The following is a 13,293-nucleotide window of genomic DNA, read 5'->3' on the forward strand; positions in this document are numbered from 1 at the left end:
CTCAGGCCAAGCGCCCCAGCTCCTTCAGCAACTTCTCCCGTGCCGTCGCGTCGCTCACCGCCTCCGCCAGCCGGTTGAAGAACACCGCCCGGCTGTCCGTCCCGGACGCCGCGCGCTTGACCAGCACCTTGGCGATGGGCCCGACATGCTGGGCCAGCAGCACCTGGGCCTTGTCCATGACTGCCTCGTTCAGCGGCCCGCCGATGGCGGTTGCAGACGCTGAACCCGCCGAACCCGCCGAGCCTTTCGTGCCCTTGGAGCCTGGCGCCGCGCCAGCGGTGCCGCCCGCCGTCTTCACGCTGCCGCCGGTGACCAGGCTGGCCTGGCCGAGGAAGGCGTCGCGGGCGCGTGGGTCGCTGACCTGTTCGGCGAGCTTGTTGTAGAGCTCGTTCAGGTCCTGGCATTCGCGCGCGGCGCGGCGCACCAGCACGCTGGCGAGCGGGCCGACATGCCTGGCCAGCGTGTGCTCGGCCTGCGTGAGCTGGGCCTTGTCCCAGTGGGTGGGTGGTGGCGCGCCGCTGGAGCCGCCGGCCGTGGACGGCGGCGCGAAGGTGGGTGGCGACTGCGGCGGCCGCTCGGCCCGCGGCGGGGCCATCATGATGGTGCGCTCCCAGCTGCTGTCGTCGATGCTGCGGCCCGCGCCGGAGATGAGGGCCTGCTTGAACTCGTAGGCGGTGGCGAAGCGGTCGGTCGCGCGCTTGGCGAGCGCCCGGCGGACGATGGCGTCGAACCAGCCGGGGCGGTCGGCGCCCTCCACCATGGACGGCGGCATGGGGTCTTCGTTGACGACCTTGTACATGAGCGCCTCGGTCGTGCCCGCGAAGGGCGCGCGGCCGGTCAGCAGCTGGTACAGCACGACGCCGGCGCCGTAGATGTCCACGCGCCGGTCCATGGGCTTGCCGAGGAATTGCTCGGGCGCCATGTGGCTGGGCGTGCCGACCATGTAGTGGGTCTGCGTGAGGCTGGTGCTTTCGATGCGGGCGATGCCGAAGTCGGCCACCTTCAGCCGGCCGGCGGCCGTCATGATGATGTTGCTGGGCTTGATGTCGCGGTGCCAGACGCCGTTCTCGTGCGCATGGCCCAGCGCGTCGAGCAGCTGGCTCATGATGCCGGGGATGTCGGTGTCGGTGAAGCGCAGCTTGGCGCTGAGATAGCTCGCCAGCGAGCGGCCCTCGACGAACTCCATCGCGATGTAGGCGATCTGCTGGTCGCGGCCAAAGTCGTAGACGGCGACGATGCCCGGGTGCATCAACCGGCCGGCCGCCTGCGCTTCGTTGCGAAAGCGCGAGGCGGCAGCGCCGGGGCTGTCGTCGTCGGCGTCGATCTGCTGGCGGATGGTCTTCAGCGCGACGGTGCGCTGGATGTCGGGGTCGAAGCCCTTGTAGACGACGCCCATCGCGCCTTCACCCAGAACCTCGGTGATGCGGTATTTGCCGAGCTGCGTCGGATGCTTCGTGGTGGCCATGAAAGGAAGACGGTGTTCGCGGCCTTCAAGCGTCAAGCAGCTTCATGGCCTGCACGACGCTGGCGCGCATGCGCGAGAAGGAGTCGGACAGCGTGGCGATCTCGTCGCGGCCGCTGGTCCTGAACTCCGGGGCTTCCAGGTCGCCCTGGCTGACGCGGTCGGCCAGCGCCGACAGCCGCGTGACGGGGCGCACCACCAGCATCCACACCATCAGGTTCAGCACGATGCCGACGACGACGAACACGCCCACCAGCGACGTGATGAAGACCTTGAACACCTGGTCGGCGCGCTGCAGCGGCACGCCCAGCGGCACCGACACGATCTGCGCGCCGATGACCTCGTTCAGGTTCCAGCCGAAGCCGTTGGCGGGGCCGTACTTGGCGACCATGGTGGCCGGCGCGGCATCCACGCTGCTGTGGCAGGCCAGGCAGGCGGGGTCGGTGATGCGCAGCGGGCGGGCGATGTACAGCGACGGGCCGGCGGGTGTGTCGCGCGTGCCGACGGTTTCCTTCAGGTCGGCGACGCTCCTGAATTGACCCACGATGTCTGCTTCCCACGCCGTGGCGCGGTCGCGCGGGTTGGTGGGGTTGAGCGTCGCTTCCTTGTAGGCGAATTCGGGGTGCTTGGCCAGCAGCGTGCCCAGCACCTCGGTGGCGGAATAGCTGGGCACCGTCTGCGGCAGGAACTCATGCGCCATCTGCGACGCCAGCAGCGGCTTGATCTGCGTGTTGGTGTAGGCGCGCACGGCCAGCGCCTTCTCCATCAGCATGCGCGCGCTGCCGACGACCTCCTGCTGGGCGTTGTCCTGCAGCAGCTGGCGGGCGATGTAGCCGCTGACGGCGATGCCCAGGCTCATCACCAGCAGATAGACCAGGTTGAATTTGACGAGCAGTTTCATGGTGACCTCGTAGGGGCGGCAATGGTAGTGCCGGCCGGTGCCGACCGGCCTTCGTGAATGCTCCCCTGGCGCACGGCGAAACGCCCATAAAAAAGGGCGCCCGACCGAAGTCGGGCGCCCTGAAGCGGTGCGCATTGCCTGGCTAGCCTTTCACGCAGACCACCTGCTTGAGGGTGTGCACCACGTCCACCAGCTCGCGCTGCGCGGCCATGACGGCGTCGATGTCCTTGTAGGCCGCGGGCGTCTCGTCGAGCACGTCCTTATCCTTGCGGCATTCGACGCCCTCTGTCGCGGCGCGGTGGTCGGCCAGCGTGAACTGGCGCTTGGCGTCGCCGCGGCTCATCACGCGGCCGGCGCCGTGCGAGCAGCTCTCAAAGCTGTCCGCATGGCCCTTGCCGCGCACGATGTAGCTGCGCGCGCCCATGCTGCCTGGGATGATGCCCAGCTGCCCCGCCTTGGCGCTCACGGCGCCCTTGCGGGTCAGGTAGACCTCCTGGCCGAAGTGCGTTTCCTTCTGCACATAGTTGTGGTGGCAGTTCACCGCCTCGATGTGGCTCTGGAAGTTCTTGTGGATGACGGTCTTGGCCGCCTCGATGACGCGCTTCATCATCACTTCGCGGTTGGTGGCCGCGAACTTCTGCGCCCAGCTGACCGCGCGCACGTAGTCGCCGAAGTAGCGGCTGCCTTCCTCGAAGTAGGCCAGGTCGCGGTCCGGCAGGTTCGCCTGGTGGCGCAGCGCGTCCTGCTTGGCCAGCTCGATGAACATCGTGCCGATGAAGTTGCCCACGCCGCGCGAGCCCGAGTGCAGCATGAACCACACGGCGCCCGCTTCATCCAGGCAGACCTCGATGAAGTGGTTGCCCGAGCCCAGCGTGCCCAGGTGCTGGATGTGGTTGGTCTTGGCGATCTTGGGGTAGTCGCGGCACAGCGCGGTGAACTCGGGTTCCAGCTGCGCCCAGGCGGTGTTGATGGAGCCGGGCGGCTTCTGCCAGGCGCCCGGGTCTCGGTTGCCCGGCTGGCGGCCGTGCGGCACGGCACGCTCGATGGCCGCGCGCAGCGGGCCGAGGTTGTCGGGCAGGTCCTCGGCCCTCAGCGTGGTCTTGCAGGCCATCATGCCGCAGCCGATGTCCACGCCGACGGCGGCCGGGATGATGGCCTTGACGGTGGGGATGACCGAGCCGACGGTGGCGCCGATGCCGAAGTGCACGTCGGGCATCGCGGCGATGTGCCTGAAGACGATGGGCAGGCGGGCCGCGTTCTGCAACTGGCGCTTGGCCGAGTCTTCGACCGGCACGCCTTGTGTCCACATCTTCAGCGGCACGCCGCCGGGGACGTCTTCGTGGATGTGTTGGGGTTCCATGGGGATTCCTTCCTGCGTCACAGCACCATGCCTTGGCGGGCTGCTTCCGCGTAGTTCTTGAGGTTTTGATCGCTCGGGTCGATCAAACGTATGAATGCGGCGACGGTGCGCTCGATCTCGTCGCGCCGGTTGAGGTGGTTCAGCTCGTGGCCGATGCCATGCAGCGCCGCGACCTGGACCTCGCGGCAGGGCACGTCCAGCATCTCGCGCAGCACATGCCAGACCGCGGCCTGCCAGCGGGGCTCCTGCCGCGCATTCCAGAACGTCGGCCAGACGTCGAACCACATGTAGCAGACATAGGCGAGCCGACCCTGAGAAGCGCCGATGGGTGCCCGGACGTGGGCCAGCCGCGGCCCGATGCAGTCGCGCCAGAGCGCCGGCATGGCCTGCATCATCCGCATGGCTTCGTCGAGCGGCACGCTGGCGTGGGTGGCCGCGAACGGCACGTCGCTGATGCCGTTGCTCATCACATAGTTCAGGCCCAGGCCGACCTGTTCGTCGCTGTAGGCCGCCAGGTCGGTGCCCGCGTTCGCGAACAGTACGGTCTGGATGCGCGTCCATTCCAGCGGCGTGGCCTCGAACTCGGGCGCGTCGATGTCCCAGTACCAATCCTGCGCCGAGTTGTTGGAAACGGGCCGGTCGAACAAGTGGCGCACCGCCGCCGCATAGAGCTCCGGCGCGAGGCCAACGCGCTGTGGGAGCCACTCGAGGTGGCGCCGCTGCGCGGACGTGAGTCGTTTGGTTTTCATGAGGTGCTCGATTCAGTGCGTTGATGGACGCGACGTGATTCGAACCCGTCTCACTGCGTCGTGGATTGAAAGACCCCGCCGCACGAGGCGGCGGGGTGGGGTATCAACGCAGCTTCACCAGCCCGTTGAGCACCTGGTCCAGACCTCCGAACACGGAGATCTTGTCGATGCGCTCGGCCACGCGTTCCAGCGTCTCCAGCTCCTTCAGGCGCAGGGCGACGGGGTTGTCCTCCATCACCTTGGCCGTGTTGAGCAGGGAGCGCGTCGCCGCGGTTTCCTCGCGGCGGCGGATCACGTTGGCCTCGGCGGCCTTGCCGGCTTCCACCACCTGGGCGAGGATGGTCTTCATCTCGCCCGGCAGCACGATGTCCTTCACGCCCACGCCGTCCAGCTGCAGGCCGTAGCCTGCGAGCTTCGCGGTGACCTGGGCGGTCACGACCTCGTCGATGACCGACTTGTTCTCCAGCAGTTCGTCCAGCGAACGCGTGCCGACGGCGGCGCGCAGGCCGAACTGCAGCTCGCGGTAGAGGTGGTCGGCCGGCTTGGCCAGTTGCTCGAACGCGCGCAGCACGTCGGTGTAGCGCCAGGTGGCCGACAGGTTGAGCCGCAGCGCCACCTTGTCGCGGGTCAGGATCTCCTGTCCCGTGACTTCGAGCGCCTGCAGCCGCAGGTCCACCAGTTCCACCGCCACGTTGCGGTTGAACCGCCAGAAGGCGTAGGCGCCCGCGGTCAGCAGGCGTTCCACCTTGCCGTCCACGCGCAGCAGGCCGGCACCGGTTGCCGGCACTTCGACCTGCAGCACGCCGGCCAGGCCGGTCACCGCGCGCGGGCGCAGTTGCGGCTGTGCCAGGCGTGCGGTCACGGCTGCGGGCAGCTCGACGGCTGCGCGCAGGTCGATCACCTCGACCTGCACGTCCACCAGGCCGCGCCAGTACAGGCGACGCGTGGCGGGCGGCAGCACTTCGACCAGCACGCCGTTCTCGCTGCGCAGACCCGCCTGGTGTTCGTTCAGCTCGACGCGCAAGAATTCCACTTCGACCACGGCGGGCTCCTTGGCCAGCAGGTAGTCAGTCAGCGGGTGCACGAAGGCCGGCTGGCTGATGGCGAACAGCTCGACCTTCAGCTCGTCCAGGCCGGCGAACAGCCAGTGCGTTCCGGGTTGCAGCACGCGCTCGAAATCGCCATTGCGCAGCAGGAGGCCGCGCTCGTTCTTCTTCACAGTCACACGCTTGATCGTCATGGTGTTCTCCTTCTGGTGACGCGTGGTGATGGGATGAGGGTGCCGTTACAGCGGTTCGCGTGGACGCCGGATGCCAGGGCCTGGAGCCACGGTGTGCGTCGAGCGCCTCCTCCTTTGAAGACGCTCTCGGCTGGCCGTGGATGCATGGCCTCGCTGCCCGGCGCACGGGCGCGAGTCGTTGATGCGCGGGTACGGCCGGGGCCGGGGCGCACGTTCGGCGGGGTGGTCTTGCGACCGATGGTTCCTGGATGGGAAATCCAAGGTTTTGGAGCGGGAGTCGAACCCGCGACAGACGAAATCAGATTTCGTTGCTCTACCCAACTGAGCTATCCAGTGGTGACGAACCGGGAGTCGAACCCGAGCCCTTGCGGGACAACCATGTCTTCGCCGTATCGACCGATTCCGGCAGGGCGGCATACGCCGCGGCGACAGGCGGACCTGGCCGCGGCGCACCGGCGGGGTTCAGAACCCCGACCTGTGAGCCTTTGCCTTCCTCGGCAGATTTGTTGGCGCCCCAGCGTTCAGCTGAGGCGCGATCCCTTCGGCAGGCGCGCGGCCAGCCAGTCGTGCACGTCGGCGCGGATGTGCCGGCCCTTGAGGATGAAATCCTCGAAGCGGCTGGGCACGAACGGCGCAAACAGCAACGGCATGCGGGCTTCGTCCGGCGTGCGGTCGGCCTTCAGCATGTTGCAGCTGCGGCAGGCCGCGACCGTGTTCATCCAGTTCAAGGCTCCACCGCGGCTGTCGGGCTGGATGTGGTCCACGGTCAGCGAGCGCACGTCGAACACGTCGCCGCAATAGGCACAGGTGCAGCGGTCGCGCTTGATGACCTTGAGCTTGCTGAACGTGGGCGTCAGGTCGAAGAGATTGATCCTCGACACGCCGCGCAGCGCCACGATGGGTGGCACCTCGAGCATCGACTGCCGGCCGGAGATGGTGTTGAAGCCGCCGCGCAGCACGGCCAGCGGCCGCTCACCCGCCGACCAGACCACCGAGTCGGTGGCCACGAGGCCGGCGGCGTCCTCCACCGAGATCCAGGCCTGCGGGAGGCCGGTGATGTCCAACTGCAAAACGTCGTGCATGGTGACCTCCTTTCCTTGGGCTGGCACGGGGATGGAGCAATGCTCCGACTGTTGCATGCGCGCGCGCAGCCGGACGGCTACGTGGCACAACATGCAGGAGAAAAATCTGGCGCCGCCAGCGGGCTTTGATCCCGCGACCTCCGGTTCGACAGACCGGCGCTCTCCCAGCTGAGCTATGGCGACATGGTCCGGGTGGCACGAGTTGAACGTGCAGCCACCTGCTCCCAAAGCAGGCGCTCTACCTGGTTGAGCTACACCCGGATGATCGAAATGAAAGGTTGTCGGTGACGGGTTCCGACGCCGCCCAATCGTTGCGGCCGGTTTGCGTCCCTCGGGGCGTGAGCTCAACGAGGAACTTCGGGTTGAAGGGTCTGGTGCCCCGTGCGGGAGTGCTGGCGCCATGCGCCAGGCCTGCGGCCCGCAGCAAGCTGCGTCCTGATCGGCTGCGCCGCTCAGAGTGAACCCGCCCCTTCGGCTTGAAGGGCCGAGGACCTCAACCGGAAGTCCAACGGGGCACGTTGATGAATGGACTCGACGCTCGGATTCGAACCGAGGTGGGCATGACGCCGGCGGCTTTGCAGGCCGCCGCCTTCGACCGCTTGGCTACGTCGAGATGCTTGGCGCCTCGTGAACGATTCGAACGTCCGACCGCCGGCTTCGTAGGCCGGTGCTCTCGCTCCGCTGAGCTGACGAGGCAAAAAAGAGAAACCATCTCGGCTGTGTCCACACGCGACGCGACTGGCCTGCGCAAGCCAGAGATGCGTCGCTGCACGCGACAGGCGGCCGCCCGAGCGCACATGCACACCGGGCCGGCCGGTGCTTGTGCGTGGGCACACCCGAGATGGGGCAGTGCGGCCGAGGGAACCCCGGCGCCTGCCAGTTCTCTGAGAGCAGGGCCGACTGGAAGACGGCGCTGCACTCGATGCGAGTTGTTAAAGAGCATGCGGGCGCCAGGCGCCACGGCGATCCGAAGATCGACGGCCACCGAGGCAGCCCCGGCGGCGGAAAAACAAAAGGCCCGGTTCCTTGCGGAGACCGGGCCTCAAATGAGCGTGGAAGGCGGCGTCTAGCCGTGGCCTTCACCCGATGGGTGGATGTCATTGCTCTCACGACCGAAGTCATGTGCATAGGCGACCGGTGCGGGCAAGCCCGCCTGCTTCGATCCCTGAGCCTGAACCCTGCGTGCGGCATCGCCCCGGCACAGGGAGCCGGTGAGGTCGATGACGGTGGCGAGATGGCGGTTCATGGCGGTGGGAGAAAGCGGTTGGTCGTCGGTTGGTTGGTTCGGAACGCTCAGGTGTTTTGAGCGAATCCATGCATTGTGAAAAATGTTCACGCCGCGGTCAAGTGCCGGCGACCACCTAGAATGCATGTGAAGTGTTTTCACAACACTCCATCAGCCAGCCGCCCTACGTGTCCAGTCCCGCCACCATCCGCCGGCTCAATGCCATCGCGCTCTTCCAGGCCTTCGCCGAGGAGCGCATCACCGCGGGCGACCCGCCCAAGGGCCTGGAGGCCGCCTGGGCCGCGCGTATCGGCGTCAGCGGTGCGACCTGGTCCATGGCCAAGAGCGGCGCGCGCCCTATCGGCGACAAGCTGGCGCGGCAGATCGAGCACCACTGCGGCAAGGATGCCGGCTGGATGGACGAGGAACGCGAGCCCACGGGCCTCACGCCGGCCGAGCAGCAATTCCTCGCGCAGGCGCTGAAGGTCTTTCGCGGCACCAACAGCGACGGGCGCAAGAAGCTCAGGCAGTGGCTGAAGGAGTTCGGCGGCAACTAGCGCAGGCCCTGCCTGGCCCTTCGTGCTCAGACGCCGGCGGCGTCCAGCTCGGCACCCACGCGCTGCAACCAGACGCGCACGCGCTGGCGGTCCAGCAGGCCCAGGCCGCCCGGGCCCTGGGAGGCGGCCCAGAAGCTCGCGCCGGCGCCGTCCACCTTCTGCAGCAGCGAGTCGGGCAGCTTGCGCAGGTGCAGCACCCGTGCGCCCTGGGCTTGGGCCCGCGCCAGCAGGCCGCTGGCCGCCAGCAGCTCGAAGCGCTCGCCGCGCACCTCGTTGAGCACGATGACCAGCGGCAGCGCGGCGGCGGGGCCGTCCAGCCAGGCGCGCAGCAAGTCCACCGAGTCGCGGCCGGCGTCCATCACATGCCAGTAGTTGAGCTGCACGCCCAGCTCGGCGGCCACGTCGGCCGCGCCGGCCTCGTCCAGCCAGCGGGTCAGCGCGCCTTGGGTCTGCGCGGCCAGGTCCACCAGCACGCGGCGTTCGGGCTGCTCGGCGGCGGCTTCGATGACGGGGTCCAGGCTGTCGTGGGCGTCCAGCAGCAGCGGCGCGGCGAAGTCGGTGTAGTAGCGGGTCAGCGCGCCGTGCGAGCGGTCGGTGTCGAAGCCCAGGAAGGGCAGGCCGCGGTCGATGAAATGCTGGGCCAGTACGCGGGCCACCAGCGACTTGCCGACGCCGCCCTTCTCACCGCCGATGAAGTGGATCTGGCTCATGCGCTACCCGCTCTGTTGAAGTTCGGGCCATGGTAGTCCAGCGCTGCGCCCGGCATGCCTGGGCGCGGACTTGCCACGGCTTGACGCACCGTGACAGCCACCCGTCAGCAGCCTGGGCGCTCCCGCGCCATACTGACGCACCATGCGCATCCTGCTCGTCGAAGACGACGAACAACTCGTCGAAACCACCGCCCGGGCCCTGCGCTCGCAAGGCTGGGTCGTGGACTGCACGGCTCGCGGCGAGCCGGTGCCGCGCTCGCTGCGCGAAGACGCCTACGACCTGCTCATCCTGGACATCGGCCTGGCCGGCATCGACGGCTTCGAGACGCTGCGCCGCGTGCGGGCCGAGGGCCTGGCCGTGCCGGTGCTGATCCTGACCGCGCGCGACGCCGTCGAGGACCGCGTGCGCGGCCTGGAAGGCGGCGCGGATGACTACCTCGTCAAGCCCTTTGCGCTGACCGAACTGGTCGCGCGCGCGCGGGCGCTGGTGCGGCGCAGCCAGGCGCGCACCAGCAACCAGCTGCAGCTGGCGCGCATCCGCATCGACCAGGAGGCGCGTCGCGCCTACATCGACGAGGAGCCGCTGGCGCTGTCGGCGCGCGAGTGGGACGTGCTGGGCTTCCTGATGGCGCGCGCCGGCAAGGTCGTGCCCAAGGAGCACATCGCGCTGGCCAGCAATGCCTGGGACCAGGGCGTCAGCGACAACGCCATCGAGGTCTGCCTGTCGCGGCTGCGCGCCAAGATCGAACCCGGCGGCTTGCAGCTGCGCACCGTGCGCGGCCTCGGATATCTGCTCGAGGAAATCGGCTGAAATGAAGCCCCTCGTCCAGCCTCGCACCGCTGAACGCGGGCGATCCTGGCCGGCCCCCCGAGGGGGCGCCGATGCTTGCGGCATCGAGCCGCAAGCACATCGGCAACCGGGCCGGCTTGGGAGCGGCCCGGCGCTCGGCCCGCAAGCCCAAGGTTTCTGCGCCGTAGGCCACTGAGATTGGCTGAAGGAGCGCGCTCCAGCCTGCAGCGCCGGCTTTTCGGCTGGCTGATGCTGCCGCTGCTGGTGGCGCTGCCGGTGCTGGGCACGGCGCTGTACCAGCAGGTGCAGCACAGCGCACAGAGCTGGCTGGACGAAGGGCTGGAGGACACGGCGCTGACGCTGGCCGGCCAGATCGACCTGCGCAGCGGCGAGCCGCGCATCGACATCAGCGCGACCATGGACCGCGCGCTGCGCTTCGACCGCCAGGACGACGTCTTCTATCTCGTGCTCGGGCCCCGGGGGGAGGTGCTGCAGGGTGATGCCGGCCTGACCGACCTGCAGCCCCGGCTGCGGCCGCAGGCGGCGGGCGATGCGCACTACGGCGACGTCAAGCTGCGCGGCCGCGAGCTGCGACTCGTGCAATTGGGGCGCGACTGCGGCACGGGCGCCTGCCAGGTACTGGTGGCCGAGACGCTGCACAAGCGCGACGCGCTGCAGCGCGAGATCGGCGGCCTCGTCGCACTCAACGGCGCGGCGCTGGCGCTGCTGCTGGCGCTGGCCGGCTGGTGGGCCATCCGGCAGGGCCTGGCGCCACTGACCGGCCTCTCCGCGGAGCTGGAGCGGCGCGACCTGCACCGGCTGACGCCGTTGACGGCGCGCCTGCCGCGCGAGCTGGTGCCGCTGCAGGCCGCCTTCAACCGCCTGTTCGAACGCCTGAGCCGGGCCGCCGGTGCGCAGCGCGAGTTCCTGGCTGACGCGGCACACCAGCTGCGCACGCCGCTGACCTCGCTGCAGACCGAGATCGAGCTGGCGCTGCTGGAGCCGCACGACCATCGGGTCGACCCGATGCTGCAGCGCTTGCGCGCGCGCGTCGTGCGCAGTGCCCGCCTGGCCCAGCAGCTGCTGTCGCTGGCGCGTGCCGAGGACCGCAGTGTCGACGTGGGCCAGCGCATCGACCTGCGCGACATCGCGACCGAGAGCGGCCAGGACTGGGCCCACCGCAGCCTGCCCACCGGCGTGGACCTGGGCTTCGAGCTGGCCGAGGCGCCGGCGCTGGGGCATGCCTTCCTGCTGCGCGAACTGCTGGAGAACCTGATCCACAACGCCGTCAGCTATGCCGGCATCGGCGCACGCATCACGGTGCGCTGCGGCACGTCGGCCGAAGGGTCGTGGCTGGAGGTCGAGGACAACGGCCCCGGCATCCCGCCGGCCGAGCGCCCGGCGGCCATGATGCGCTTTCGGCGCGGCGACAAGGCGGCCGGCACGGGCAGCGGCCTGGGCCTGGCCATCGCGGCCGACATCGCCGCGCGCCACGGCGGCCGGCTCGAGCTGCTGGACGCCCACGCCGGCCCGGGCCTGCGCGCGCGGCTCAGCCTGGCGCCCGTGCCGCCCGCTCCGGCGCCCACGGCTTGAGCGGCCCCGCATCACGGCGAATCCGGCCGTGACAAATCTGCCCGCATCTCTACACTGACCGCAGCCTGTCACCGAGCGACGCCATGCTGCCCGCCCCCATCCCTGCCAATGACGACGAGCGGCTGCGCGCGCTGCGTGAGCTGCTCATCCTGGACACGCCCCCCGAGGAGCGCTTCGACCGCATCGTCGAGTTCGCCGCCAGCGAGTTCGACATGCCCATTGCGCTGATCAGCCTCATCGACCGCGAGCGCCAGTGGTTCAAGGCCCGCGTGGGTCTTGCCGCCTGCGAGACCTCGCGCGACATCTCCTTCTGCGGCCATGCCATCGTGCAGAGCGAGCTGTTCCAGGTCATGGACGCACTGCAGGACCCGCGCTTCGCTGACAACCCGCTGGTCGTCGGCGACCCCTTCATCCGTTTCTACATCGGCGCGCCGCTGATCCTGCCCACGGGGGCCAGCATCGGCACGCTGTGCCTCATCGACACGCAGCCGCGCGAGTTCGACGCGATGGACCGCGCCATCCTGGGCACGTTGCGCGACCTGGTCGTGGCCGAGCTGGCCGGTGAAGCAGACGACGGGGCCGAGGCCGCATGAGCACTCGTGTCACCCCCAGCGGCCGGCTGCTGCTCGTGGAGCCGCAGTTCGTGCTGCGCCGCACCGTGTCGACCATGGCGCGCGACATGGGCCTGGCCGACGTGCAGGAGGCCACCAGCACGGCGCTGGCCGAGAAGATGCTGTTCGAGCGCCGCTTCAATGCGCTGCTGATCGCCATCGACGAGGACGGCGAGGCGCTGGAGCTGCTGCGCAAGCTGCGCGCCGGCGAAACCTCGCAGCCCAGCGACCTGCCCGTCGCCGCCACGGCGCTGAGCTGCGACGTGGAGCTGGCGCTGCGCCTGAAGCAACTGGACGTCTGCCGGCTGCTGCTCAAGCCCTTCAAGGTGCGCGGCATGCTGGAGGCCATTTCCGCGCTGGGCGCGCCCGAGCCGCTGGCCGGGCATTGAATAAGCCGGCGCTGGTGCCTCTTTTTTTTGGCTACGCCCGGCGCGCCTGGGCCTAGCATGAGCCACCGATGTTGCGCCTGACCCTCATTCCCGCCGCGCTGCTGGCCTTCGTGCTGGCCGGCTGCGGCACGCCCAGCCAGCCACTGCCCATGGCCGTCACGGCAGCGGACGCGTTGCAGATCCGCGGCTGGGTGCCGGGCGCGCTGAAGTCCCAGGTTGCGCTGGCGCCGGTGCAGGGCGGCCAGGAGACGGGCCGCTGGTGGGGCTCCAAGGTCAGCGCCATCGCGCTGCAGCAGGCGTTGGAGGAGTCGCTCTACGCCGTCGGCATGAAGCCCGCCGCGCCCGAGCCGGCGCCGCGCTTCGAGCTGCGGGCCGAACTGGTGCAGCTGGAGCAGCCGCTGGTGCCGGCGCTGGGCGTGACGGTGGGCGTGGCCGTGCAGTACACGCTGGTCGAGAAGGCCGGCGGCCGGGTCGTCTACCAGCGCCGCATCGCCAACACCGACGAGGCCGGCTTCACCGAGGCCGTGGTGTCGCCCAACGAGCGGCTGCGCATCGCCAACGAGCGCGCGTTGCGCGGCAACATCAACCTGCTGCTGCGCGACCTGGTGACGCTGCGCCCGTAGT

Annotated in this window: 14 protein-coding genes and 6 tRNA genes; 6 read left to right on the forward strand and 14 right to left on the reverse strand. The window is 69.2% G+C overall.

Going from position 1 to position 13,293, the window contains the following annotated elements:
• Position 1 precedes the first annotated feature (1 nt).
• The 13 genes from AC1D29_RS15495 to AC1D29_RS15555 form a co-directional block, all read right to left on the reverse strand.
• A complete protein-coding gene (locus AC1D29_RS15495; protein ID WP_477898895.1) occupies positions 2-1,465 on the reverse strand; it encodes a serine/threonine-protein kinase in 1,464 nt (487 codons plus the stop codon).
• 25 nt (positions 1,466-1,490) lie between these two features.
• Positions 1,491-2,363, reverse strand: coding sequence for a c-type heme family protein (locus AC1D29_RS15500; RefSeq protein WP_477898897.1), 873 nt, complete (start codon positions 2,361-2,363; stop codon positions 1,491-1,493).
• Between the two features lie 142 nt (positions 2,364-2,505).
• Positions 2,506-3,723: an RtcB family protein gene (locus tag AC1D29_RS15505; RefSeq protein WP_477898899.1), complete on the reverse strand. Its 1,218-nt coding sequence runs from the start codon at positions 3,721-3,723 to the stop codon at positions 2,506-2,508.
• A 17-nt stretch (positions 3,724-3,740) separates the two neighbouring features.
• The gene (locus tag AC1D29_RS15510) at positions 3,741-4,472 is read right to left on the reverse strand and encodes a hypothetical protein (RefSeq protein WP_477898901.1); all 732 of its coding nucleotides are present in this window, start codon (positions 4,470-4,472) and stop codon (positions 3,741-3,743) included.
• Between the two features lie 103 nt (positions 4,473-4,575).
• On the reverse strand, positions 4,576-5,712 hold the full coding sequence (locus tag AC1D29_RS15515) for a slipin family protein (RefSeq protein WP_477898903.1): 1,137 nt from the start codon (positions 5,710-5,712) through the stop codon (positions 4,576-4,578).
• Between the two features lie 266 nt (positions 5,713-5,978).
• Positions 5,979-6,044, reverse strand: a tRNA-Gln gene (locus tag AC1D29_RS15520).
• Between the two features lie 189 nt (positions 6,045-6,233).
• Positions 6,234-6,794, reverse strand: a complete 561-nt coding sequence (locus AC1D29_RS15525) for an HNH endonuclease (protein WP_477898905.1) — start codon at positions 6,792-6,794, stop codon at positions 6,234-6,236.
• Positions 6,795-6,901: 107 nt separating this feature from the next.
• Positions 6,902-6,977: transfer RNA gene (locus AC1D29_RS15530), tRNA-Asp, on the reverse strand.
• Between the two features lies 1 nt (position 6,978).
• Positions 6,979-7,055 (reverse strand) — tRNA-Pro (locus AC1D29_RS15535).
• 111 nt (positions 7,056-7,166) lie between these two features.
• A tRNA-Glu gene (locus tag AC1D29_RS15540) sits at positions 7,167-7,309 on the reverse strand.
• Positions 7,310-7,320: 11 nt separating this feature from the next.
• A tRNA-Cys gene (locus tag AC1D29_RS15545) sits at positions 7,321-7,407 on the reverse strand.
• Positions 7,408-7,412: 5 nt separating this feature from the next.
• Positions 7,413-7,490 (reverse strand) — tRNA-Arg (locus AC1D29_RS15550).
• 370 nt (positions 7,491-7,860) lie between these two features.
• Positions 7,861-8,040, reverse strand: a complete 180-nt coding sequence (locus AC1D29_RS15555; protein ID WP_477898907.1) for a hypothetical protein — start codon at positions 8,038-8,040, stop codon at positions 7,861-7,863.
• A gap of 131 nt (positions 8,041-8,171) precedes the next feature.
• On the opposite strand from AC1D29_RS15555, the gene AC1D29_RS15560 reads away from it, so the two are divergent.
• A complete protein-coding gene (locus AC1D29_RS15560; protein ID WP_477898909.1) occupies positions 8,172-8,576 on the forward strand; it encodes a hypothetical protein in 405 nt (134 codons plus the stop codon).
• A 26-nt stretch (positions 8,577-8,602) separates the two neighbouring features.
• On the opposite strand, the gene AC1D29_RS15565 is transcribed toward AC1D29_RS15560, so the two are convergent.
• A complete protein-coding gene (locus tag AC1D29_RS15565) occupies positions 8,603-9,286 on the reverse strand; it encodes a P-loop NTPase family protein (protein ID WP_477898911.1) in 684 nt (227 codons plus the stop codon).
• A gap of 142 nt (positions 9,287-9,428) precedes the next feature.
• Here AC1D29_RS15565 and AC1D29_RS15570 point away from each other — a divergent pair, with 142 nt between their 5' ends.
• The 5 genes from AC1D29_RS15570 (at position 9,429) to AC1D29_RS15590 (ending at position 13,292) form a co-directional block, all read left to right on the forward strand.
• A complete protein-coding gene (locus tag AC1D29_RS15570; RefSeq protein ID WP_477898913.1) occupies positions 9,429-10,097 on the forward strand; it encodes a response regulator in 669 nt (222 codons plus the stop codon).
• Between the two features lie 177 nt (positions 10,098-10,274).
• On the forward strand, positions 10,275-11,669 hold the full coding sequence (locus AC1D29_RS15575; RefSeq protein WP_477898915.1) for a sensor histidine kinase: 1,395 nt from the start codon (positions 10,275-10,277) through the stop codon (positions 11,667-11,669).
• An 83-nt stretch (positions 11,670-11,752) separates the two neighbouring features.
• Positions 11,753-12,262, forward strand: coding sequence for a GAF domain-containing protein (locus AC1D29_RS15580; RefSeq protein WP_477898917.1), 510 nt, complete (start codon positions 11,753-11,755; stop codon positions 12,260-12,262).
• The gene (locus AC1D29_RS15585) at positions 12,259-12,669 is read left to right on the forward strand and encodes a response regulator (protein ID WP_477898919.1); all 411 of its coding nucleotides are present in this window, start codon (positions 12,259-12,261) and stop codon (positions 12,667-12,669) included. Before AC1D29_RS15580 ends, AC1D29_RS15585 begins: the two co-directional genes overlap by 4 nt.
• Positions 12,670-12,737: 68 nt before the next feature.
• Entirely contained in the window at positions 12,738-13,292 is a 555-nt protein-coding gene (locus AC1D29_RS15590) for a hypothetical protein (RefSeq protein WP_477898921.1), read from the forward strand.
• The last annotated feature ends 1 nt before the right edge of the window (position 13,293 follow it).

The sequence above is a fragment of the Roseateles sp. P1_C6 genome, from assembly GCF_056406315.1.

Coding starts and splice junctions, on each gene's coding strand:
- AC1D29_RS15580 (WP_477898917.1), top strand. CDS start 11,753: ATGCTGCCCGCCCCCATCCCTGCCAATGACGACGAGCGGCTGCGCGCG.
- AC1D29_RS15565 (WP_477898911.1), bottom strand. CDS start 9,286: ATGAGCCAGATCCACTTCATCGGCGGTGAGAAGGGCGGCGTCGGCAAG.
- AC1D29_RS15500 (WP_477898897.1), bottom strand. CDS start 2,363: ATGAAACTGCTCGTCAAATTCAACCTGGTCTATCTGCTGGTGATGAGC.
- AC1D29_RS15510 (WP_477898901.1), bottom strand. CDS start 4,472: ATGAAAACCAAACGACTCACGTCCGCGCAGCGGCGCCACCTCGAGTGG.
- AC1D29_RS15495 (WP_477898895.1), bottom strand. CDS start 1,465: ATGGCCACCACGAAGCATCCGACGCAGCTCGGCAAATACCGCATCACC.
- AC1D29_RS15515 (WP_477898903.1), bottom strand. CDS start 5,712: ATGACGATCAAGCGTGTGACTGTGAAGAAGAACGAGCGCGGCCTCCTG.
- AC1D29_RS15590 (WP_477898921.1), top strand. CDS start 12,738: ATGTTGCGCCTGACCCTCATTCCCGCCGCGCTGCTGGCCTTCGTGCTG.
- AC1D29_RS15555 (WP_477898907.1), bottom strand. CDS start 8,040: ATGAACCGCCATCTCGCCACCGTCATCGACCTCACCGGCTCCCTGTGC.
- AC1D29_RS15585 (WP_477898919.1), top strand. CDS start 12,259: ATGAGCACTCGTGTCACCCCCAGCGGCCGGCTGCTGCTCGTGGAGCCG.
- AC1D29_RS15505 (WP_477898899.1), bottom strand. CDS start 3,723: ATGGAACCCCAACACATCCACGAAGACGTCCCCGGCGGCGTGCCGCTG.
- AC1D29_RS15570 (WP_477898913.1), top strand. CDS start 9,429: ATGCGCATCCTGCTCGTCGAAGACGACGAACAACTCGTCGAAACCACC.
- AC1D29_RS15525 (WP_477898905.1), bottom strand. CDS start 6,794: ATGCACGACGTTTTGCAGTTGGACATCACCGGCCTCCCGCAGGCCTGG.